A 24417-nucleotide genomic window follows, 5' to 3' on the forward strand; every position below is an offset into this window, starting at 1 on the left:
TCAGGTATTCACTTACAAACATGGCCTACATGTCTACAGACTACCAGGACTCTATCTGCGTGCGGGGTTTTGGATAATATCTCGGTATAAACCTTTCACAGGTTCAGTTAATAACTTATTAATTGATGAGGTCCCCAGAGCGGCTTCTTTTTTCATAAGGGATGCGTAAGCGCGCAGATCAGCGTTCGAAGCAAGATCCCGTCTCATACATTTGAGAATAATGGTGTTGGATTGCCGGGTCATTTCATAGCCGAAACTGAGCAACCCTAATATTTCTCTGGCTGTTACGATATGGTAAGCGCATTCATAATTCCACAAATTCCCGGGCGATAGATAAGACATAAGATGAAAATCAGCATATCTGTGTATTCCCCCCCAACACCCAGGCATCATTAACAGTGGCGACCCACTTATCCATGACCAAAACATTTCCCCGGGTATGTTTAGCCCATAAATTATCACCTTTAGCTATACAATACTTTGCCAAAATCTCAGGTTTCCATAAATCACTGGCTCTGCCAATACGCATTGAACCGTAGGTGAATTTTGATTTTTTATATACCTGCCAGCAGTACCCGGCTAATTTATTAAAGTTGTTATCCTTACCCATCCCATAAGGATAAGATGCTTTCAGATGCGGATGAACTTCAGCATTTTCCTCCCATGAAAACATATTCTCCTTGCTTTTAAGACCAAGACTTTCAAGGTCCCGCATAATCGTTACCTGATTAAATATTTTCAATAAACTTGACCTTATTTCATTAATAATATTCGTAACGTATATGACATAATCATTCCCTAACAGATAAGCAGCATTCAGCAAATCTATCGTCCGGGGTATTAATACCCCGTCCAGATCAGCAGGGAAAACATCAGAAATATTCCAACTTTTTATTTTTAACCAAACTACAGATCAAATCACTATATGCCCACCAATAACACGTAAAGCATGAGATTTTCCTGGGGGTTCAGGGCTGTAGCTTTAACGTACCCGATCGTATCTTCTCCGGACTCATACAACTCTTCTGCAAGATCAAAGTGTTCTGGTGATAAATTCGCCATCTTTCTTTTAATCTTATCCACCGAATGGATCAGTTTTTTCACTGTGGCAGAACTATCTTCATTCAATAATTCTTTTAAGATTTTTTGGGGCCATCTGATAATTTACTTCGTCCCAGTGCCTTGTGAGCAACATTAATCTGCTGTTTAGCATTGTTAATAATAAAGGGTAAAAGTGTTTTCAATCTTTCTTCAGCTGGATGCATCATCATATCCTTATTGATAGCATTGTAAGACAAACTTCTGGTTTAACTGGCGTAGTGGCATGGCATTGCTTATAAAGTTACCCTTGGAAAAAATAACTTGTTACCTGTTTTCCGTGAAAAATAATGCGCAGGGAAGTAAATAAAAAAATGTCAATACTCAGGCCATTATTTAACTCCGAAACGGTACGCATTCAATGCATCAACTCTTTGTGTAAATTGTTTTAACAAGGCCGGATTCACTTCCCGATGATTTTCCTTATCCTGCCCGATCGTCCACAATAGTGTTTCCGCGCTGGTACCATTGCGTTGCAAATCCTGACGAATTTGATATACCGCCGTTTTCAACTCCGACACAGTCATATATTGACTGTGCTTCTTTTCAGCATTCAGCAGCCGGGCTTCAAGTTCATCAAGATGTTTGTTAGCCAGCACATAACCATCGAGCGCCGGAATATCACCTGCTTTTTCCTGTAAAGTACGACGCCATTGCGCGCTGTATTCATTATCCGGATACACCTTTTCCAGATGGTCGGATAATATCTCGCCCTGACGCAGCAGCATATCTGCGGGTTGCTCACTGATCCACGACAGAACCGGTGCGGCATGGGCTAACACCGCCTCTTTTTGTGCATTCAGGTCAGATGCAGGAGCATTCTCCCAGGCATCATTCAACTGACGTTCACTATGTTGTAACGCCATTAAGGGCAAACTCAGCTTTTCACTCAAGCTTAGTGTTTGTGATGAAGACCAGAGCGCTACTGCCACGACACAAACCGCTATACCCGCCGCCATTCCCCCCGATGCCCACAATAACGGACGCGGACGCGGTTCAGGAGCCAGTTGTATTTCTGGTGGTTCGGCAGCGGATATCATGTCGGCCACCGCCTGCGTTGCTTTCTTCTCATTGACGGGTTGCGGTGTATTTTCCTCCGCAACCGGCAAGATTTTCGCCACTTTGGGTGGAACAGGATACGGCACGGAACGGCAGCGGACTTGCAGGAAATAATGCAGATTATTGAGTGAATCATGGCTGCGTGACTGCAGGTTTTTTGACTGACTGCACAAAACACCAATGCTTCTCTCTACCTGACGCATCTCACCACTGTTTTCCGGCCCGTACTCCAGCGTATAGATATGTGTCGCCACATTGGCATTGAACCAGTCGATCAGTTGCTGACGCTGTTGAACGGCAGTCACCGGCGGCCAGCAACGCTGGCTGTTGTGAGTAAACGCCGTTGACAGCAGTTCGAGCGCCAGCGCCAGTCCTTTCCAGCTTTTAAGCCGCAGACTGATGAGACAAAACCACATGCCGCTTTGCAGATCATAACCATATTCATGAAAAAGCTGAAAACAACGCTCTTCCAGCAGATGCCAGTCCAGTTTTGCCGGCAGATTTCCGCTCAGATGGCTCAGCTCACTGCTCAGCAACAGAAACGATTTGCTGAGTCGCGGATCATGGCCGTTAATTTTTAACGCGCGTAAATTCACCCTGTTTTTCATGATTATCCTCTTCCTGCCGTTCAGACAGGTTGTTTAGCCACTGAATTTTTCGCGGCAGGCTGTCTGGACAATGTGAGCTGACCTTTACTGACGCCGAGTTGCAGGCGGATATCGGCTTTACTCTCAACCGCCAGTAAACGGTCGGTGAGGAGTGGCAGCAACTCCCGGTTCAGCACGGCATCAATTTCGCGGGCCCCGCTTTGCTCGACCTGGCAACGGCTGGCGATGAAATCCACCACTTTTTCGCTGTAGCTCAGGGAGGAGTTACCTTCACCCGCACGGCTGAAACGTTTACACACTTTATCGATTTTGAGACGGATGATTTTTGCCAGTGTTTCACCCACGACAGGCAGATAAGGGATCAGTTGCAGGCGTCCCATCAGTGCAGGACGGAAATATTGATCGAATTCAGGCCGCAGGAGTGCCGTCAGTGCTTTCTGATCGTTGTTTCCGGCAGCGCAGGCAGCCATCACCCGATCGCTTGCCAGATTACTGGTCAGAATAATCAAGGTATTACGGAAATTGATCAGTTGGCCTTCGGCGTCTTCCATCACACCTTTATCAAATACCTGATAGAAAATTTCCATCACATCCGGATGGGCTTTCTCCACCTCATCGAGCAGGACTACACTGTACGGCCGACGACGTACCGCCTCGGTCAGCACTCCGCCCTGTCCATAACCCACATACCCGGGCGGGGAACCTTTCAGGCCAGACACTGAATGAGCTTCCTGATATTCAGACATATTGATGGTAATTAAACTTTGTTCACCGCCGAAAAGCAGTTCCGACAAGGCCAGCGCCGTTTCTGTTTTGCCGACGCCGGAAGGCCCGGCCAGCATAAAGACGCCGGTGGGCTTAACCGGATCCGCAAGATTGGCGCGACCGATGCGGATTTGCTGCGCAATGTCCGCTAATGCATGGGATTGCCCGATCACCCGGCTCTCCAGACGTGCGACCAGATCGCCGAGTTGTTGCTGTTCTTTTTCCATCATCCGGCCCAGCGGGATGCCGGTCCATCCGGCAATCACATCTGCGACACAGGTCGCATCCACACAGTCATACACCAGCGCCTGATCTTTATGCATCTCAGCGAGTTGTGCGCGCAATGCGGCAATCTGCGTCACATCCTCAATACGATTAATCTGCGCCACGATGTGTTGTTGCTGATGCCAGACCGGCAGCAATGCCTCCAGATTTTGCGTCAGTTCGCTTTCCCGCTGATCCAGCCATTTTATCCGCGGGTGGTTATCGCCCTCTTTCAGCAGACTTTCCCGTTCAGTGTGAATGTTGCTGATCATCGCATTGAGATCTTCGATCTCTTTGGGCTCATGGCACTGAGAAATCGCCACACGGGCGCAGGCAGTATCCAGCAGGCTTATGGATTTGTCCGGCAACTGGCGGCCAGAAATATAACGGCTGGAGAGACGAACAGCAGCCACCAGCGCGCTTTCGAGGATCTGTACGCCATGATGTTTGCTGAGTGCCGGTTTCAGCGACCGCAGCATAGCGGTGGCGGTCTCTTCATCAGGTTCCGCCACTTTGATCACCTGAAAACGACGCGCCAGCGCGGCATCCTTCTCAAAGTATTTTTTGTATTCAGCCCAGGTGGTAGCTGCCACCACGCGCATTTCCCCGCGCGCCAGCGCCGGTTTAAGCAGGTTTGCGGCATCATTTTGCCCTGCCTGACCGCCAGCGCCAATCAGCGTATGCGCCTCATCAATAAACAGAATAACCGCAGACGGGTACTCTTTTACTTCACGCAGCAAGGTTTGCAGACGGTTTTCAAATTCGCCTTTTACGCTGGCACCGGCCTGCAGCAATCCCATATCCAGCGACAAAATTTCCATTTCCCTCAACGCTTGCGGTACGGTGCCGTCCACAATCCGTTGCGCCAGTCCTTCAACCAGAGCTGTTTTTCCCACGCCCGGTTCACCCGTCAGCACAGGATTGTTCTGACGGCGGCGTAACAGCACGTCGATCAATTGACGAATTTCCTGCTCTCGCCCCAGCGCAGGGTCCAGCGCCGAATGACGCGCCTCTTCAGTCAGGTTTCGGGTGAATTTCATCACCGCTGAATCAGCGGTGTGACGGGGTGCAGCAGGATGATTCGTGGCCTGTTCCGGTCTGCAGGCATCATGCAACAACCGGTCAGCACGTTCAGCCTGACACAGTAGTGCCTGTTGTAAGGCGGGTGACAGGGGGTTCTGATTGTCTTTTTCACTGGTAATCAGGCTACCCAGTAAGGCCTGTACCGGCAGTTCTGTTTGCTGCCAACAGGCACTGGCATGCAGCCAGGACTTCTCCAGATGTTCGACCAGCAATTCTGACAATACCGGGCTACGGGTATTGCCGCTACGCAGATGATTGAGGCTGATTTTCAGCGCATCAATCAGCGTATCGCCACGCAAGCCCGCATCCAGGCAGAGTTGCTCAATCAGCGCAGGATTACGGGTCACCAATGCAAGCAGTAAATGCTCAATGTCTACCTCGTGATGCGTACGGCTGACGGCAAGGCTGATCGCAGCGTCAAGGCACTCACGGGCTTCGACATTCATTTTCTCAACAATCTTCTTCAGGTAATTACCCATAAATAATCCCGTTTAATTTTTACAATCGTGCCCTGAATCAGGCATTCAGTGACATTCGGTGATACGGACAGGCAGTTGTGAGAACGCGCTCTTCAATGCCGTTGGTCGTTTTTTTTCCGCTTTTCTGCTGCTGGCCTCCTGCTGAGCCTGGGCATTAACATTCAGCGCCTGACTGAGTGCCTGCCACTGTTGCCAGCGTTCCTGGAGGGCGTTCTGTGGACCGGACTGATAACGCACCATGACTTCCCTGATGCCCAGAACTGCCAGTTGCGCGGATTCATCAGGAAAATCCTCTGCTTTAAAGCGGCGTTGCCCGTCTGAAATATCGTGCAGAAAATCCGGCCAGGCGGCGTCTCCGAAATATTCATAAGTCAGGTCAAAACCGGGGAAATTGATCATCAGTGTGGCGCGGCTACAGTGACCAGGACGCCAGCGAAATGTCGCCTGCTCGCTGAAGTTCATGCTGTTTAGCTTCCACTGCTGCTCATCACAAAACAGCGTCAGGCGGGTGCCCACCGGCATCAGTCGTGCTCCGCCCGGAATGGTGGCTGGCAGGCTTTTGAGGGTCAGTTCCAGCGGTTTAGCTTCCAGTTCCGCCATCTGTGACTCCAGATCGGTTTGTTCATCTTTCAGCGAGGCCAGTGCATCGTCATTGCGGGTATTTTCACGTTCAGGCATCGCCAGCACATCATCCGGACGCAGAACATGATTGACCATTCGCAGAAATTCCGGCGTCAGTCCCGGCGTCTGTCCGTTGAACTCGCCTGCTTTTGGCCCGTTGTCTTCAACCACCAGCACACTTTTTGCCGGCCCGCGGATAAAATCAGACAGGTATTGCCATGCCAGATCCTGTTGCTCCTCATATTCCAGACGGCTGGCGTTATTTTCCATCGGCCATAGCACCCGGCTTTTCCACTGTTGCTCAAGCCAGCAGGCAGAACGCTGCATAGCATGTGCAACCAGCCAGTGTGCATCGTTCTGATAGAGCGTCCAGACCGCGTTGGTGGCAAAATCGTCCCGTTCCGCAGATAAGCTTTTACGCAGCACGTTGAAACGGCTGTCCAGCAGTTGTAAAGGATTGCTGTCTCCCGCCGCACCGGTCTGGAACAACCCGCGGGTCAGGCGATCGCTGCTTTTCGGAGTGGCAAATACATCCGAAACCGCCGCATTCAGGCTGGTTTTCCAGGCACTCCAGTTTTTCACATTGAGATCGGAAAGCACCGGTGTCAGCGTTTTGCTGTCGGTTTTCAGCAACACTGAAATTTTCTTCTGAATGAATTGCTGGATTTTGCTGATATGTGGAACCCGCGCGCCCTGTGCCGACATGGTTTGTAACTGATTCAACCGGCGTAGCTCGCGCAACCACTGCGCGGCATCCTGAGTGCTGATATCCCCGAGTTGTTCATTCACATAACGGGCAAATTTCATCGACGGGCTGTTACCCTGGTCGATTGCAATCAACGCGGTTTGCCACTGTTCACTGGTCAGCACAGGGGCGGCTTGCCGGTTCATCGCCAGCATCAACGTCATCCATTGCGTCTGACGCAGGTCAGGCCAGCGCTGTTCAAAGGCTGCCAGTTCAGGCATCGGAACCTGCTCACCCCCTGCACGGCGGATATCCTCCAGCCAGCCCTGAATTTGCGCAGTGCCCTGCAGGGTCCACAGACCGCTGACCTGCGTTATGTCCTCAGAGGAGGGCAGGAAATCCGTCACACTCACCGGCATCAGATCGTCTGAAGGGGCTATCAGCCATGCCATCTGTGGATCACTGTTGACCAGACGGCCCAGCAATTCACGCAATACCGTCAGTTGCTGGCCCCCTTCCGGCAGCTGTAGCAGCGCCCGTTGCAGCACCACGTCCTGCTGATGTGATAAAGGCACCGTCGCCCCCGTCATGCTGAGCGCCGCCGGAACCGGTGCCTGTTTTATCAGCTCACTGACGGGCTGTTTTTCCCACATGGCCTGTTTGGTGATAAGCGTCCTTGCCAGGTCCAGAATCATTACGCGTTTTTGCTGTGGAACGGCATCTGTAAACTGCCGCTGGTAATTATCGGCTATCTCATTCAGATTCACTTTATCGCGTACAGATGCAGCAAGAATGCTGGCCTCAAGCTGCGCATGACGATGGTTGAGAACGGGGACAAAAGGAAAATATTTCAGCGGATGCGTATGCCAGTTTTCGATGTTCTCAAGCTGCTGAACCTGCGCCGCGACATCCATTTGTGCCGGCGTACCCTCAGTAAGGCAACGGGTGAAATAACCACCAATCAGCAGATAAGTGATCGCCAGCGCACTGAATGTCATCGCGCCCCATTTGTGCAGATAACGACGGCCAAAACCGACAGGTTCAATTTCACGCTGACGGCTGAGTGCTGGCAATAACCGCGTCATCAGGTCATGGATAAAGAAAGCCTGACGTGAAGCACTGTTTTTGCTGACGGGTTCGGTGGCAGTAAACCAGATGCCACCCAGCGCCGCGGGTTGAAAATAAACGTCCGGCTCACACAAGGCGGCCAGGTAACGTTGCAGTGCGGGTTGCAATTGGGGCAGTTGCTCCGGAAAGTCCATCAGCGCCAACGTGTCGCCATCCGGTTCACCGCCGGAAAGCATGCTGACACGGACTTTATCCAGCCCGTCTTTCACACAGGTAAACAGCGGGTCCAGCAAGGCCGGATCTTTCCCATCGACGATAGGGGAATAGCGCCAGTAGTAACCGAGCGGTTGCTCCCGCTGTGCGGCGGAAAGTTTATGGGCCCAGTTGCTGAAACCCGGTACCCGATCACAGCAGGTGATAAACAGGTATACCGGCAGGCGGCGTCTGACTTTACTGACCAGAGGTTCAATCTGCGTACGGATATGCCGCGCATGCAGATGCAGTTCGGCGTCATCTTTTTCGAGCAACTCACTGACCGACACACACACCACGATGCCAGCTGGCGCCGGCAGGCGGGCACACCAGTTCACCAGACGTAACCAGCCTCGCTCGAAGGCTGGCGTTTTACTCAGAAAATGGCTGGAGAGATCGAGAAAACCCACAGAGCGAAAAAACCACCAGCGTAAGGTCCGTGTCGGTACCACCAGGGAGCTTTCAGGCTCATTGGAAAACAGCGGCAATCCTGCACCGGCCATCAGCGTCGTTTTACCGCTTCGTCCACCAGTCAGTACAAACCAGGGGAGCGGTTGTTTGCGTCTTCTGATGCGCTTAATGACTGCGGCACCGGTTTTCCAGTGTTCGAATAAAACATATTCCAGCCGGGTGAGTTTAAATTTTGACTTCAGGGAGGAAATATATTTTATCTGGGCAATACCGGAAACCGAACCCCAGATAAACCGGGAAAATAAAACGACGAGGATCAATATCAGCCAGAGTAGTAATGCATGCAAAAGAGTCTGTCCCAAAGCAACAGACATTACGACGCAAACAATAAATAACAGGCACAGAAATAGTGTCCATGCGACAAAGGAAAGTAATTTTTTAAACATAGTGGTTTACCTGGAAAATATTCCTAAGCCGGTGGACAAAATCACTAAATAGGTGATCACAGGCAGTGTGAGCAACAATCCTTTACGCTGGCGGAGCTTTTTCACTATCGTTTTATTTTTATCATCGCCGCCAGCCTCCTGTTCAACCAGCAAGGCATCGTTCGGCCACTGTCGCCAGGCTTGCGGCAAGCACTGCCGCTCATCTTCGATGCGTTGCTGCAAAAGCTGTGCATCCTGCGCGGTATATTTTCCGTGGAAGCCCATCAGCAGACAAAACAGATACACCATTCTCAGTGGAATATTGTTTTTATCCGTTCCATCCAGCCTTTCGAAAAATGCTTCGCCCCCCACAGAAATATCAAAATAATATTTCTGCAGCAGATTACTTCGCCATTCTTTCACCCAGTCCGCGCGGGATCTTAGTACCCGCTCATCCACCCAAAGCACCACCGCGAAATAAGCATCCTGACATTCTCCGGATTCATGATGACGTTCTGACTCAAGCAGCGCCTGTTGTAATAAGGAAATGCTTTTTTCGCGAAATGCACTGTAATCCGGATATTCCTGCGGATGAATAAAAAATGCCGTCACATAACGAAACAACGGTAAATAACAATTCAGCAAACTCATCATGAGGGCACCACAAATATAATCTGTACCTGAAGATCTTCCGGCATATCAGGCCAGTAGAAGGAAATTTTGCTGTGCTGGCGGGCTTTGTTCCACAATTCACTGTCCTGCTCGACCAGGAAATAATGTGAATCGCTGCGGTTTGGCACACCACGCGGAGGCTGTGGACAATGTATTACCGGAATGCCCGGAAGAGCATGCTGGATCAGCAGTTCAATCATTTTTGGCGAGGCCAGTTTGATACCGCCCGGATTTTTGATCTGACGATTTTCCATCGGCATATTGGCAGAACGTAACAGCAGCAGTACTGATTCGGCATTTTTACTCTGCGCACTGTCAAAGCTGCCGGTGAACACGCCCTGAAGATCGTTTTCCAGCGTGATGTACGTGTTATCTTCAAGTACCAGACTGTTCAGCAGGGTGATCAGCGTCTTACGGGCACTCTCGAAACAATCCAGCAATTGATGATGATTGTAGGTTTGCAGCGAATTTTCGCCGTCATGCCACTCTCCCAGAAAGGAGCAGCTGTCATTGAATGAGGAAAGTTCGCCGACAAGCTGGCATAACATATTGTAGATATGCCACGGATGAACCTGACGCGCCTGACAGAAATTTTTCAGTTGCGGTAGCACCCGGTTAAGGGAGCGCATAGCTAACAATTGTGTTACCTGATCGCCACGGTCGGCATCGCTGACCAGCCGCTCTGAGCGTTTGTATTCTTCAAGCTTTCTGGCCCGCGCACTCAGTTCAAAATAAATAGTGTCTATCAGCTTGCCGAGGCTGAATGATCCAAAAAGCGTCACGGAGGGTGGCGAGAATGTCGGATCGAGGGACACCTTTTCGTTTTCATAACGCAGCCGGGTGAGAGGAATGCATTCGCAATCAACAGCATCATCTTTTTCAACGTCCGTCAGCAATCTGACGTTGTAGCACAGGCGGGCCACTGCAGCGTCCGGCGCATGATCATAGACGTCTTTCATCACCCGCTCTTCGCTGGTATTGATCCAACGCGTGACAGCACGATCATGCTCTCTTTCCAATGTGGTGACATTGCTGTGCAGCGGATCGAAACGGCGCAAAGCCAGCCATAGGGTCAGAGGCTGATCGCGCTGTTTCCAGAAATCACGGAAGTTACGTTGTTCAACGCGGCTATTACCGGGCTGTGACAGCAAGGTACCACCGGGCAAAATACAACGGAACTGCTCGACACTGATGACATAATCGCTCAGTGCTGCTTCATTGATGCTGACCTCAATCAGCCCGTAATTATAAGGCTGCGCCAGACGCAAATGCTCCGCGAGGTTCCATTCATAATGCAGGTCAATTGACTGAAAATGCTGCGGTTGCAGATAAAGCCCGGAATGCCAGTAGATCTGCTGTTGTTCTGGATACATTATTTTTTCTCTCCGGCAACGGGGATATCTGAACTGACAATGCTTTCACTGCCTAAGGTGACGGAGAGCGTGACCGGCGCTAAATGCGCATGCCAGACGGGTTCCCACCAGCCTGTGCTTTCCACATCCACCGGCACCTCTGTGCTGACCATGTGTTTCTTCACCGGAAACGGATAATAGCCCGCAACCAGCGCCACATTGCGGGTATCCCGGGCGCGATCGATATGCAACGTGTTGGTTTGTCCCGGCATCATGACGTAACGATCCACCTGCAAAACATCGCCTTCACTGCCTGCACCGGCAAACAAACTTTTCAGTATTGCAGGGTTATCCAGCATCTTATCCAGCGTCGGTTTATCCTTAGCTTGTAGCAGTAATACCGTACAGCTGTTGGCCATATCATTCAGGCTGTTCAGCCCGGGTTCAGCCCGCAGTTGCAGGGTAATAGCGCCGCTGGCGAAAGGCGCAGCCACTTCGCTGATCGCCTTCTGTTGGCTTTGCCCATCATCTGATGTACAACCTGCCAGCAGCATGACGCCGAGCACCAGCCCGGTCAGTCTCATTTTCCCCCTCATTCTCTGCCGTGCCCTTTCAGTACGTTGTTGATATCACGCATGCTGCTGTCATCCTGCAACATCTCTTCCAGCCATTCGGTCAACGTCATGGCAGCCCAACGCGCCGCTCGCTCCATCAGGAAAGGGACGGGGCTTGACGGTTCGGTCTGACGAAAAAAATGGGCAATGGTCAGCATCTGACTGATGGCCAGATCCCGTGACATCGTTTGTTTCTGAGTGTTATTCATGAGTGAACTGACGCCAGTATTCTGTTCATCTTCTTCCGGCGTTAATACGTTAAGAGTCATCACATCGTCATAAGCCGGTGCTGCACGGTCAAACAGACGTTTCAGATACTCCTGAATTTCAGCGGTTGCGCTGCGCAACTGCCCCATCGCCAGAGAATCTGCCTGCGGATTCAGCTGACCATAGAGGACCTCAAACGTATCCAGCGTGGTCACCAGTCGGGCTAATACCTCGTTTTGCGCGGCGACTTTCTGCGGATCCAGTGTCGCGGCCCAGCGGTTGAAGGTATCCATAGAGAAATCATCGTCACCGCCCCGTTCGGCAGCGCTGTCTGGTTTCATCGTCACCCGGTGTTCATAGGCGAGCACCTTACGCCAGTGATCGAGCGTGCTTTCCGGCTGCCCAAACAGAGGATGACAATGCAGCATCTGCGCCAGCTGACGGTCCACACGATTGAGCATGCCATGACGGATCATCACGCCGTCTTCATCCAGCTCCGGCCAGCCCTTTTGCCAGTAAGTTTGCATAAACGCTATCAGGAAACCGATACCGTCCAGCAAGCCGCTGATCCCATGTTGCTGTCCAAGACCTTCGGTCAGCCAGCAGGCGACCTGCAAATCCTTGCTTTCTTTCTGTAACACTTGCGAGCTTAAGCGGATGACTTTGCTCCAGTCGGCTTTACGCAATTGAGTAGCCCATTCTCCCTGCGGCAAATAATCAGGATCGCTTTCCCGCGCCTCACGGATTTCGTTATAGATCGGCTCATATTCCATATTGCGGCCAACGGGCTGTTCGTCACTGACCGGGGCGAGCAATGGCTCAAAATTCATTATCATGTCAATACGCTCTAAGAAATCAGGACGGTCGGACAACCCGCAGTAATGGTTCCGCCATGCGCGGTACTGTCACCCATACGCGCTGCAGGTTTATTGCCAATCAGCACTTTCGTGCTGCCCATCACTACCGAATCCGGTGGACCGACGCAGACCGCCATCGATCCCAGGATCGCGGCGGGCATGCCTCCGATAAACACCGTTGGCGTACCGGGTGTGGACACCGGCCCGCCAACGTGTTGGATCGGGGGGAGGCCGGGGGTCACCATCGGGCAAAAATGCATATCACCAACGCGGGCAGCGGGCTTTCCCATCAGTCACCTCCCCGGGTAGCGTGCCACTCAGAAAGTAGATTCTGAGCGCCCTTCAGGGGGGCGTCTTCTCCCGCTATCCCCACACTGAGCAATTTCAGCGCACAATGGAGCATCAGGTGAGATAAATGAGATTCGGGGTACACCGCCTCGAACTCTGCCGGGGTCATGCTGCCTTGCATCCAGAACACGGATAAGCCGAGCGCACCAACCGGGGTATCAAAACCGAGCAGCTCTGCCTGCTGGAAAATACGGAAACGCCGGTCATCCTCAGGCTCTGCCAGCCACTGATGGATTTCACTGGCGCATTGCCGCACCGCAGGTTCCTGAGATTCAGGGCGACTCAGCGCTTGTTGCAGCGTCCACGCCAGCAGTTTCTTCTGTGCAACATCAGCAACCACGCTTGCCAGCGCATCTTCCCAACGGCCTGCCATCATCAGCTGCGCGGCATTTTCTGCGCCGTTTTGCAGCGGGTTGTAAGCAGCAAGCGCTTCCGGCGTGAGCAATTTTTCTTTCATGTTATTCATTTCCTCAGCCAATCTTCGTCACGCCGCCCTTGATCTGGGTCATACCACTCCCCTGAACAGTGACCATGGCGCCTTTAAGTTCTGCCGTCCCCTTCCCTTCAATGTTGATCGTGGTGCCGCTCAGCGTAATGCCGGAAGGAGAAAGGGTGATTTTGCTGCTACCGACTTTTAATTCGATAGACTGGGTGGATTCAATGACGCAAGCCTTGTCCGCTTTGACCGTACTGCCACCGCCACTGATTTTTAGCTGATGGTTACCACTGGTCAGGCTTTCCTGCAGATTGCCTTTAATGTCCAGGGCATAATCACCCTGTTTAAGCGTCAGGCTTTCATTACCTTTGGTTAACTCGGTCGTACGGTTCTCACCAATGGTTTTGGTGACGTTTTTGGTAATACGCGTGGTGACGTCGTTTTTCACCGTCAGCAGCAAATCTTTTTGTGAGGTCATGATCAGACGCTCTTCGCCTTTTTTATCGTCGAAACGCAATTCATGCCCTTCTTCAACATTACCGTTGAGGGAACTGCGTGAAACGAATCCGGCATGATTTTTCTCCTCAGGCAGGCTCAGCGGGGGTTTATTCTGTCCGTTGTATACTGAGCCGGTCACCAGGGGATAATCAGGGTTGCCATGCACAAAGCTGACGGTAACCTCACTGTTGACGCGAGGCAGGAACATGGCACCAAATCGCCCGCCTGCCCACGGCTGTGAAACCCGCACCCAGCAGGAACTGCCATCGTCATGTTTGTTTTCACGATCCCACGGGAACTGAATTTTAATGCGGCCATATTCATCCGTGTGAACCTCTTCTGATTCAGGCCCGACCACGATGGCAGTCAGAATGCCGGCGATTTCAGGTTTTCTGGTGAGGCACGGCGGACGCCAGGAAAGGTTGTCCTTCAGTACCGTGAGCGTGTAGCCAAAATCAGGTTGCCCGTCATCAATGTTGCTCGATGCATGCATATGAACCGATTTGATAAGGTAGTGTCCCTGACAAGAAGGATGTCCGCTCAGAAGGAATTTATCGCCGCAACTTAACCACCACACGCTGGCCTCGGCGTGGAATTGTTGGTTATCTGCCTCGAGTTGCTCCATCTTCAGCCGGGCTTCTGATTGCAGTAATTCGCGTTTTTCATGACCATGTGCATCAACATAGCTGACACCCGGCACGGAATATTCCGCCGCCGTGGCTTTCGATTCACCTTCAACACGGGTCGCCTGCACCATGTTAAAACCATTGAGCATCACGGAAGAGGCCGCCAGTGAAGAACATGCCACCCAGTTCAGGATACCCACGCCATTGCCTCGCCCTTGCAGTGGCATAAAGGGCAATTCTGCCGTTTTGCCCGACTGATGGCTGGACGGATGATCCGCCAGTACCAGGGTGTGCTGCCCTGCATCATGCTGGAAGAAGTAATAGATGCCTTCCTGTTCGAGAAGACGGCTGATGAAGTCGAAATCGGATTCTCGATATTGGATGCAGTATTCGCGCGGCTGGTAAGTCTCCCGCAGGCGTAAATCAATGTGGCTGATGTTGTGCTGGCGCAGCAGTTTGCAGACTAAATCCGGTACGGTAATATTCTGGAAAACTGCCAGATTACGCCCGAGACGCAGTAACGCCATACGCGGTTCCAGCGTACCGATGAAGGTGCTGATGCCATCAACATTATTGTCTTCTTTAATCTGTGTCAGCACACCGTGCACGTAGCGCTTTTGGTTACCACGGCCAATCTCACAGGCCATTTCATGCCCCAAAAAACGTCCCATCTGCGGGGTGATTAACGACGTGCGAAACTGAATCTGATAACTGAAGGTCTCGGAGAACTGTTCATCACCTTCGATATGCATCAGAGCCAGTGAACTGGCGGTATCGCCAATGAAACGGATAAACCGGTTGTCTTGCCCTAGTGTTTTCGACATTTTTATTTTCCTTCCCGGAAGACGGGTAAACGAATTTTATGCTGGTCTGTGTCCCCGGAAGGCCCGAGACAAATATCCAGCCCGAGTTGCCCGTTTCCCAGCAGGGTAGCGACGTTCGTTGTATTTTCGATCAGCAGCTCAATATCAAAATCCAGACCTTGGCCCACGTATTCACGCAAATGTGACCACAGATTTTGATAGTGCTTTCCCTTAGGCAAAAAAAGGCCGGCGTTCTTCATCGGCACCGGTCCGAGCGTCACCGTAAAATGTGATTGCCGGTCCCAATACACGCTGCCGATCATAGGGGCAACGGCCAGCGTTTGTGACGGTTCTCCCAGCCGGCAACACAGGCTGGGATCCATAACCTGCCATCCGCCGGTGAAAGGCGTGACTTTCGCCGCCACGGAAAAACGGTGTTTTAACCAGGTTTCAACGTTGAGCATTGAGCGCACTGAATGTGCAAATAAATCAGCAAACTGCTCCTGTTGCAGGGAAGGTGTGCTGTTTGCCACGCCCGATAATGCACGGATGGCCTGACTCAGTGGCCGTGTTGCACTGAATTCCGCCATGGCGTAATAATGATATTTCTGCCAGGCGAGGTAGCGCAGGCTGTGCAGCCGGTGGTTAAAAATGTCCAGAAAAGCTTTGGCCGTTTTGTCCCCATGGCGGTAATAGCGGTCAATCATCCACTCGGTGTAAACCGTCGGTAACGCGCCCAGTGCCCCCGTCAGCCCGTGAGCCGCCACTTCCACTTGCCAGCGCTGCTGCTCAAGCGGGGTGACTGACGTAATATCGCCTTTCGGCGCATCCAGCGAGAGCGGGGAAATGAAATAAATCTGCTCTTCCAGAACCCGTTTGCTGTCTTCTCCCTGTGCTCTGGTCAGCTTGCGTAACAACAGACGCACCTGTTGGAAAAAGTTATGTGGACTGAGGATATTGCTTAGATCCATGACAGCCTTCCTGCACGCACAGGCCATGTCCGTGCAATGTCCCCCGGTGAGTCAATGCAGGTGACTACCCGGGTGAAACTGTTGACCGGTGCATACAACGCCAGAAAACAATCGATAAAGCGACACAGGAGAAAATACTCAACTTCTTCGGCCGCTTCGCTGGCAAAGGTAATACGGATCTCTATTCCCCGTGCCATGGAACGGGGATCCGAAGGCGCCAGCCGGGTAATGACCGGGGTAGTCTCAACATGCAGGATCAGGTTGATCAGGCGGGTAATGCCCGGATTATCGACAAAGTTGTACAGCGCCAGTGATTCCCTGAGTACACGGGCACCTTCGGGTCCACTGATCAGCATATGGTTGAGTGAAAGCTGAGAAATCAAACGCCAGCGCGTAGCTTGTTTCGCCGGCGGCCTGACCGGCAGCGTCGGGCGTGTCAGCGCAATAATTTTCATGCCTGCAATCGGCAGTTCTGATTTGAAATCCCCCTCAGGATCGCCGTTGCGCATGGCACCGGGAATATCGCGATTGGTGCAGGTCAGGTTCATGCTGACAATGTCGCAGCCGGGCGCTAACGGACGTTCTCCCCGGTCAGAAAAAGCGATAAATAGCGAGGTCGTGACGCCATCATTGTGCATGGTTTCACGTCGCATACATTGCCAGAACAAGCCGGTTTCACCGTCACTGGCTGAATGGTCTAAACCAAACAATGGATAGATGGGCCGGGACTGTGTTTCATTACCCTGCTTGCGCATTGCCGACACGCTGTCTACAGACCAGACTTCCATCGCATCCTGATGACGAATATCAGGGATAACCGGATATTCTGCCGTTTCGTGATCGGGCGAAATCGGCTCGGCCCGGTGGGCGAAAAGATTGACAACAGGCGTACAGTTGAGCAGAAACAGGCTTTCATTCACCGCACCGGCTATTTTTTCCAGCTGGCGCGCTATCATGCAGCGGTTAAATTTCACCACCAGTGAAAGCTCGCTCTGACTGCCCGCCACCATGCCAGCGGGCAACGGCATATCAATAAAATGAAATTTTTGCGGGAAGAAAAAATAGTCCTGTAACAGGCTGTGAGTGGGTGAAACCCGTGAATCGCCTGCAAGCAGACCTTCATTTTCACCGAAACCCACGGCACGAATAGCGTGCGGTGACAGCGTATAACTCTCCCCCTGCTGGAAAAGTGTCAGTGACTCAACTTCACTGCACAACAAGGTATAAAGGATATTTACGATTCGGCTGGCACCACTGAGATGTAACCTCAGAGAATCTGCCGACACTGTGGCACCCGGCCAGACTGACAACTGAATTTTCAGACCCCAGCTCATGTCATCGGCATCCAGATGCAGACTGACTTTATGCAGGCTGACAGGCTGAAGGGTAACCGGATACGTGGTGCGGAAATGGCAAACTTGCCCGTTCACCGGACGGGAATATAATGTCGTTCCGGCATCGATGCGGTTACTGGCTGTCAGCGCGCTGATTTTACTGTCCGGCTGCATCTGTACAACGCAAACCGAGGGAAAAGGACGCAGAAATTGCGGAGCCAATACCGTCAGTAACGCATCAGTTACTTCCGGCATATCCTCATCGAGACGTTGCTGAATCTGTGCGGTGACCAGCGCAAAGGACTCAATAATTCGTTCAATATGCGGATCTTCTGATGTGCCTTCTGACATTCCTAAGCGCCTGGCGACTTTTGGAAAATGACGGGCGAACGCCTTTCCCTGCGTTTTGAGGTAAGCGAGTTCATTCTGATAATAAGAAATTAATTTTTTCGCCAACATTATGAATACTCGTTAATCACGCAGAGAGAATTGACTGATGACATCGTCCCACACCAGACGATAGCGAACCTCACCATTGAATGTTTCAGCATCAATAATGAATGAACAAAGACTTCCCTTTTCTTCCCCAGGTGTCACGCAGACATTTTTCAATCTTGGTTCAAAGCGCCGTAATGCCATTTCGATACGTGATTGCATAATGGCATTACGCTCAAGACGGGGCGTATCACTGGAAAAAGCGTCATTGACTCCATAATTAAGGATCGATTCATTAATCAGTGGAGTATTATCAATGTGATAACATCGGGGGCGCGAAGATAAAAGCAACAATATCTCATCAATGAGTACGCTGTTTTTGTCTTCTGCCTCAGTCAGGTCATTATGATCTTTTGGGTTATTGTCAGATAATAGCTGTAATAAGCTTTTCATCAATAAGCCTTAATCCAGTGCACGCCTGCGGTGTGCACTGTTGTTTTAAAAATTACAGTTTGGTATTTTCAATCACGCTCCAACCCATAGGACCTTGTTTGCTGGTTTTGCCATCTGGCTCAACCATATTGGTTTCAAATGACATCGCACCAAACACAAAGCTCAGATTTTCACACGGTATATCCCCGGCTGAATAAGCATTGAAATTGTAGCTACTCAGTACACAGTTTTTATAGATCAGTTTGGCAGCTTCAACCGGCTTAGAACCCTGCATGGATACCTTAACCAGGGTAATTTCACTGATATTTCTGCCTTCCGCCACCATAACGGTTAACTGAGTAGACGTCGAATCCATTACTTTTGAAAATAAGATTGAATCAAAACGCGCACCAGCGCCGTTTACCTGCTCGCTGGCATTATCAATATTAGGCGTACTGGAAACACCGAAAGTCATATTTTCAATGGAGATCCAACCTTCATAACCTTTATTACTTACTGTGCCTTTGATACCTTCAATTTTCATAAAAAGCGATTCAGTAGCCATTATATATCCTTATTTTTACGATTAAGTATTTATGCACCCGTTGATGCAGGAAGTTCCGCTACCAGACGCAGCGACATGCTGAGCCCTTCAAGCTGGAAATGCGGTTTTAAATACGCCACGGCGCGATAACTGCCCGGAGAACCTGGTACATCAACAACTTCGACCACAGCCTCACGTAACGGATGGCTTGCTTTAATCGTTGGTCCCACATTATCTGAACCCACAACATATTGGTTGATCCAGTTTTGCAGGAAATTCTGGCATTCAGATTTGGACATAAAGCTGCCCACTTTATCGCGCACGATGGATTTTAAATAATGAGCAAAACGCGACGTTGTCATAATATATTGCAACTGACTTGACAATTTGGCGTTGGCATTCGCCAGTTCAGAATCATATTTACGCGGTTTATTAGCGGATTGCACAGCGAAGAACGCCGCATAATCTGTACCTTTGCAATAAATGAGGGGAATAAAACCCAGCTCAGCTAATTCTTTTTCGCGGCGGTCAGAAATCGCCACTTCTGTCGGGCATTGCATGATTTTTTCGCCGGTCTGCGAAATATAGTTATAAGCTGGCAGTGATTTCACCAAACCGCCGCCTTCAACACCGCGGATTGCAGCACACCAGCCGTATTCTTCAAATGCCTCGACCATACGGCCGGCCAAATCATAAGCCGCGTTTACCCACAAATAGCTGGCGCCATCATTATTTTCGTCAATTTTTTCTTCAAAATTAAACGCATCTATGGATACAGTTTTTGCCCCATAAGGCAGACGACCAATGACGCGTGGCAGCGTTAAGCCAACATAACGTGAATCGTCACTCTGGCGGAAGGATTTCCAGCGGGCATAGTCAGAGGTTTCGAACAATTTACTCAGGTCACGCGGACGCGGCATTTCCGAGAAGGAACCCATAGCAAACATGCCAGGATTCGCGGCACTGAGGAATGGTGCGTGAGCAGCAGCAGCCACATGCGAAATCTGCTCCAACAGCTGGACATCTTCCGGCATGCAGTCGAATTCAAAATCGCCCACAAACGCTGAATAAGGATCACCGCCAAAGGTACCGTATTCGCTTTCATAAATACTTTTGAATAATGAGGACTGATCGAAGTCGGAAGCAGATTTAAAATCACGCAGTAACTCTTTCTTCGTGCAGTTAAAGACCCGCACTTTGGTATTTTCCGTGACACTGCTTTGCACAAGTTTATGCAGCCCACGCCAGGAAGATTCCATACGTTGGAATTCAGGAGCCTGAATAATTTTACTGACCTGGGAAGACAGCAATTCATCGATGGCGGCAATACGGGCTTCGATGCTACCGACCAAATCATTGGAAACAATGACCGCCCCTGATGCCACCTCTGTAAGAAGATTATCCAGCTGACTTTTTACTTTATTCCGATCGGATTCCCGGCGGATAGCCTGAGTATTATCGATAATCTGATCAAGATAATCACCGGACTGCTCAGCCTGAGCTGTGGCATTCATGACCTGGATATCACTCATTCTGCATCTCCTTTAACAGGTTCTGCGTCTTTCGCCATCCCCTCTAATAACTCCACCAACTGTTCTTTCAGGCGATCATTGCTGGCAGTTCTGTTGCGCAAATCACTCAGTTGCTCACGCAATTCAAGAAGTTTGCGCAACGGTTCAACCTGCATCACCACGTTTTCAGGAGAGAAGTCATCCATAGAGTTGAATTCCAGCGCAATAGCCATCTGGCCTTCTTTTTCGGGTAAAGTACTTTCAACCAGCATTTCCACCGCCGGTTTCATTCCTTCCATAACATTATTAAAGTTGTCTTTATCAATGTGCGTGAAACGGCGGTCGCGCAGAGGCATGTCATCATTAGCAAAATTCCCGATAACCCCCATGACCAGAGGTAATTCTTTTTTCGCTTCAGCACCGCCAACTTCCACGTCGTACGTAATTTGAACGCGAGGGGGACGCGCCTTGCTCAGTTTATATTGTGTATTGCTCACGGATAAATCACCATAATGTTGAAAGAGAGAGTTAATATGGGCGTGATAATAAACAGTAATTATTGGATTTCACATGGCCGATTGCTTACTAATACATTCACTTTTGCTAAAGCTTTTTATTTTCACTTTAAAAAACAAACAAATACAGCATAGCATTCATTATTTTCATAAGGGTAATAAAAGAGTTTCACGGTATTTTATTTTGGTAAATATAAAAATGAATACACGTTTTTTTTATAAAAACAAAAAAAATCGTCAAATATTAAATGATAATCATTGTTACATTTCATTTTTTTACATTGCCTGTTAAAAATACATTCTTAAACAAAGCGTATGTAGGATGAACTGTAGAGATAATTGATTTCAATCCATACGAGGGATCCGAAACCTCACAGCCAGTGCCTTTACAGACCTGGGCTTATCCCTCTGCACAGAGGCAGATATGGATAAATTTCTGTATTGATCAGCCAGATAGTGTTTTGTAGCTTGCAGGTATAAGCAGCATATGCTCAGCGCCAGTGCCGTTTATACCCCCCGCACTTGGGGAGAGCTGAATGATTTTATGAACACCCGGTGTTACGGCTGATGACAGTGAACCTGAACTCTTTCAGTCATTTTCCAGTGCTGAGTAGCCGCCGGTGAAGTTCAGCGTGGTGACTTTTATTTCTTTCATATCATGAGTCAGTCAGATTCTTTGTATAAACCCCACTCATTCTGTATTGTTATGATGATTGATGTTTTTGCTACTTCGCGTTGCCATTTTCATCAGTTTGCGGTTATTTCAATCAAATATAGCCTATGCTAACTTTCTTAACCAAGACTATAAGACATTGAAAATAAAGGTTTTTCTATTTTTAGTTTTGTGGCAAACTGCGCATCTCAACGAATAACCCGCCTTTTTTGTTCCCGAAGGCCTGACTGGTCCGTTTTATGCAACTTTATACCATTCTCATTCTGGCGTTCGGTATGTCCATGGATGCCTTCGCTGCGGCAATTGGCAAAGGTGCCTCTCTGCACCGGCCACCGCTGAAAGAGGCATTACGCACCGGGCTTATTTTTGGCGTGATTGAAGCCATCACCCCGGTGATCGGATGGGGAATCGGTCTGGCGGCCAGTCAGTTTATTATGAGTTGGGATCACTGGGTCGCATTCACCCTGTTGCTGATCCTCGGTATCCGTATGATTGTGGAAGCCTTCAGGAAAGATAAAGCGGTAGAAGATACACTGGCACCGCGCCGTCATGGTTTCTGGCTGCTGGTCACGACAGCCGTCGCAACCAGTCTGGATGCCATGGCCGTCGGAGTCGGTCTGGCTTTCCTTCAGGTGAATATTCTGGTGATGGCACTGACTATCGGTGCCGCCACCACTATTATGGCAACATCCGGTATGCTGCTTGGCCGGTTCCTCGGTGCCGCAATGGGTAAATGGGCCGAAATTCTGGGTGGCGTGGTGCTGATCGGTATCGGTACATCCATTCTTGTGGAGCATCTTGGCCTGCTGGGCTGAGATTTTCAGACATAAAAAAGAGGATTTTGTATCCTCTTGATCATTGGATGTTTTCTTTCTTTTCCCTGCCCCTGTTAAACAGAAAAATCCCGGTTCAGATTATCTTCACGCACAAAATCGATAAACGCCTGTAACGGCGCAGGGATAAGGCGCCTGTCATTGTAGTAAAGATACGGCCCGGAAAACGACAGCCACCACGGTTGCAAGATAGCCTCCAGTTTGCCGCTGGCAATGGCAGGCCGCAGCCATTCTTCAAACAGGTAGATAATGCCAGTACCCGCCACCGCCGTTTCCAGCGCCAGATCCATCGCGCCGCCGACACTGACCACCAGCGGGCCGTTCACCTGCACGCTGAGGCTTTCCCCCTCATGTTCGAATTCCCAGTCCGGCATGATCCCGCTGGCATAGCGACCACGCAGACACCGGTGCTGTATTAGCTCCTGCGGATGCGATGGCCTGCCATGCGTATTGAGATAATCCGGGGAGGCCGCCGCAGCATAACGCTGACGGCGCGGCCCGATAGGGATAGCCACCATGTCCAGTTCAAGGCGTTCGTCATAACGGATCCCCGCATCACAACCGTCACGAAATACATCCTGTACATTACTTTCGGCAATGATTTCCAACTGAATATCCGGATAACGCCGCAGAAACTCCGGCACCAGCGCAGGCAAAACCAGCCGGGTTGCACTAACCGGCACATTCAGACGCAGCGTGCCACCGGGCGTATTGCGATAACGGTTGAGAGCGTCAAGTGCCGCATCCACCTCTTTCATGGCCGGAATTAGCCGCTCGAGCAATGCTCTGCCCGCTTCAGTCAGCACCACTGCACGCGTGGTACGGTGAAACAGACGGATGCCGAGCTGCTGTTCAGCACGGCGCACCGCATCGCTCAACCGGGATGGATTGCTGCCCGTGACGCGTGCCGCCTCACGAAATCCCCCCGCTTTCGCCACTTCTACTACTGCATGCAACAGCGCGATATCCATCGGCATTGTGCGTCACTCCGTACAGTTTGTCCTGATCTCACCGGATAGTTGCACAAGCTGAGTGCGGCTACAATCGATGAACACCCACACAGGAGAATTCCATGACACAACCCTCAATGACTTACCGCCTCGGCGACAGAGAAGTGGCGCGCTTAGGTTACGGTGCAATGCAACTGGCTGGCCCCGGCGTTTTTGGCCCGGTCAGCAATGAAGCACGGGGCATACAGGTGCTGCGTGATGCCGTGGCTTCGGGTGTTAATCACATCGATACCAGCGATTTTTATGGCCCGCATGAAACCAATAAGCTGATCAAAAAAGCCCTCCATCCTTATCCCGATAATCTGCGCATCGTGACCAAAGTGGGTGCGCGACGCGATGAAAAAGGCGGCTGGTTACCGGCTTTCAGCCCGCAGGAACTGACGCAGGCGGTGGAAGATAACCTGCGCAATCTCGGGCTGGAGGTGATGGACGTGGTGAATCTGCGCAGCATGCTCGATGTCCATCAGCCGAAAGAAGGATCGCTGGAACCGCAGCTGGAAGCGCTGATCAGGCTCCGGGAACGCGGTCTGATCCGCCATATCGGCCTGAGCAATGTGACGGCAAAACAGGTCGCCGATGCACAGAAAATGACGACCATCGCCTGTGTTCAGAATATGTATAATCTGGCGAACCGTCACGACGATGCGCTGATCGACAGCCTGGCGGAACAGGAGATTGCTTATGTACCGTTCTTCCCGCTGGGCGGTTTTTCGCCTTTGCAGTCAGCGCGGCTTGATGAAGTAGCGGCACAATTGCAGGCAACACCCATGCAGGTGGCGCTGGCCTGGCTGCTGAAACGCTCGCCGAACATTTTGCTGATCCCCGGCACCTCATCACCGCAACATTTGCAGGAAAATCTGGCCAGTGCGAAGGTAACTTTGTCAGATGAGGTAATGGAAACCCTGAACGGAATGGCGGGTTAGACGTC

Annotated in this window: 20 protein-coding genes; 2 read left to right on the forward strand and 18 right to left on the reverse strand. The window is 50.7% G+C overall.

Annotated features, from left to right (window positions below):
• Positions 1-352: 352 nt before the first annotated feature.
• From ETV65_RS15105 to tssB, 17 genes are all read right to left on the reverse strand, one after another.
• Complete coding sequence (locus tag ETV65_RS15105; protein ID WP_129953629.1) at positions 353-823, reverse strand: hypothetical protein; 471 nt, start codon at positions 821-823, stop codon at positions 353-355.
• A 607-nt stretch (positions 824-1430) separates the two neighbouring features.
• Complete coding sequence (locus tag ETV65_RS15110; protein WP_129953630.1) at positions 1431-2765, reverse strand: VasL domain-containing protein; 1335 nt, start codon at positions 2763-2765, stop codon at positions 1431-1433.
• A gap of 20 nt (positions 2766-2785) precedes the next feature.
• Positions 2786-5356, reverse strand: coding sequence for a type VI secretion system ATPase TssH (gene tssH / locus ETV65_RS15115; protein WP_129953631.1), 2571 nt, complete (start codon positions 5354-5356; stop codon positions 2786-2788).
• A gap of 45 nt (positions 5357-5401) precedes the next feature.
• On the reverse strand, positions 5402-8839 hold the full coding sequence (locus ETV65_RS15120; protein ID WP_129953632.1) for a type VI secretion system protein: 3438 nt from the start codon (positions 8837-8839) through the stop codon (positions 5402-5404).
• Between the two features lie 6 nt (positions 8840-8845).
• Positions 8846-9472, reverse strand: coding sequence for a DotU family type IV/VI secretion system protein (locus ETV65_RS15125; RefSeq protein ID WP_129953633.1), 627 nt, complete (start codon positions 9470-9472; stop codon positions 8846-8848).
• On the reverse strand, positions 9469-10863 hold the full coding sequence (gene tssK / locus ETV65_RS15130) for a type VI secretion system baseplate subunit TssK (protein WP_129953634.1): 1395 nt from the start codon (positions 10861-10863) through the stop codon (positions 9469-9471). Before tssK ends, ETV65_RS15125 begins: the two co-directional genes overlap by 4 nt.
• Positions 10863-11426, reverse strand: coding sequence for a type VI secretion lipoprotein TssJ (locus ETV65_RS15135; RefSeq protein WP_240782851.1), 564 nt, complete (start codon positions 11424-11426; stop codon positions 10863-10865). The genes tssK and ETV65_RS15135 overlap by 1 nt, the downstream gene beginning before the upstream one ends.
• 8 nt (positions 11427-11434) lie before the next feature.
• Positions 11435-12499, reverse strand: coding sequence for a type VI secretion system protein TssA (gene tssA, locus ETV65_RS15140; RefSeq protein WP_129953636.1), 1065 nt, complete (start codon positions 12497-12499; stop codon positions 11435-11437).
• 11 nt (positions 12500-12510) lie between these two features.
• Positions 12511-12810, reverse strand: coding sequence for a PAAR domain-containing protein (locus tag ETV65_RS15145; protein WP_129953637.1), 300 nt, complete (start codon positions 12808-12810; stop codon positions 12511-12513).
• A complete protein-coding gene (locus ETV65_RS15150) occupies positions 12810-13325 on the reverse strand; it encodes a hypothetical protein (protein ID WP_129953638.1) in 516 nt (171 codons plus the stop codon). The genes ETV65_RS15145 and ETV65_RS15150 overlap by 1 nt, the downstream gene beginning before the upstream one ends.
• Before the next feature lie 13 nt (positions 13326-13338).
• A complete protein-coding gene (tssI, locus tag ETV65_RS15155; protein ID WP_129953639.1) occupies positions 13339-15252 on the reverse strand; it encodes a type VI secretion system tip protein TssI/VgrG in 1914 nt (637 codons plus the stop codon).
• Between the two features lie 2 nt (positions 15253-15254).
• Positions 15255-16202: a type VI secretion system baseplate subunit TssG gene (tssG, locus tag ETV65_RS15160; RefSeq protein ID WP_129953640.1), complete on the reverse strand. Its 948-nt coding sequence runs from the start codon at positions 16200-16202 to the stop codon at positions 15255-15257.
• Positions 16193-17995, reverse strand: coding sequence for a type VI secretion system baseplate subunit TssF (gene tssF, locus ETV65_RS15165; RefSeq protein WP_129953641.1), 1803 nt, complete (start codon positions 17993-17995; stop codon positions 16193-16195). The genes tssG and tssF overlap by 10 nt, the downstream gene beginning before the upstream one ends.
• A gap of 12 nt (positions 17996-18007) precedes the next feature.
• The gene (locus ETV65_RS15170) at positions 18008-18424 is read right to left on the reverse strand and encodes a GPW/gp25 family protein (RefSeq protein WP_129953642.1); all 417 of its coding nucleotides are present in this window, start codon (positions 18422-18424) and stop codon (positions 18008-18010) included.
• A gap of 52 nt (positions 18425-18476) precedes the next feature.
• Positions 18477-18968 (reverse strand): type VI secretion system tube protein Hcp, encoded by a 492-nt coding sequence (locus tag ETV65_RS15175; protein ID WP_129953643.1) that lies wholly within the window; start codon positions 18966-18968, stop codon positions 18477-18479.
• Between the two features lie 29 nt (positions 18969-18997).
• On the reverse strand, positions 18998-20479 hold the full coding sequence (tssC, locus tag ETV65_RS15180) for a type VI secretion system contractile sheath large subunit (protein ID WP_129953644.1): 1482 nt from the start codon (positions 20477-20479) through the stop codon (positions 18998-19000).
• Positions 20476-20955, reverse strand: a complete 480-nt coding sequence (gene tssB / locus ETV65_RS15185; protein ID WP_129953645.1) for a type VI secretion system contractile sheath small subunit — start codon at positions 20953-20955, stop codon at positions 20476-20478. The genes tssC and tssB overlap by 4 nt, the downstream gene beginning before the upstream one ends.
• 930 nt (positions 20956-21885) lie before the next feature.
• Here tssB and mntP point away from each other — a divergent pair.
• Positions 21886-22461: a manganese efflux pump MntP gene (gene mntP / locus ETV65_RS15190; RefSeq protein WP_129953646.1), complete on the forward strand. Its 576-nt coding sequence runs from the start codon at positions 21886-21888 to the stop codon at positions 22459-22461.
• A gap of 74 nt (positions 22462-22535) precedes the next feature.
• On the opposite strand, the gene ETV65_RS15195 is transcribed toward mntP, so the two are convergent.
• On the reverse strand, positions 22536-23456 hold the full coding sequence (locus ETV65_RS15195; protein ID WP_129953647.1) for a LysR family transcriptional regulator: 921 nt from the start codon (positions 23454-23456) through the stop codon (positions 22536-22538).
• 95 nt (positions 23457-23551) lie between these two features.
• On the opposite strand from ETV65_RS15195, the gene ETV65_RS15200 reads away from it, so the two are divergent.
• Positions 23552-24412: an aldo/keto reductase family oxidoreductase gene (locus tag ETV65_RS15200; RefSeq protein WP_129953648.1), complete on the forward strand. Its 861-nt coding sequence runs from the start codon at positions 23552-23554 to the stop codon at positions 24410-24412.
• Positions 24413-24417 lie beyond the last annotated feature (5 nt).

The organism is Rahnella sp. RFA10(1/100) (assembly GCF_004195115.1).
GTDB classification, from domain to species: domain Bacteria; phylum Pseudomonadota; class Gammaproteobacteria; order Enterobacterales; family Enterobacteriaceae; genus Rahnella; species Rahnella perminowiae.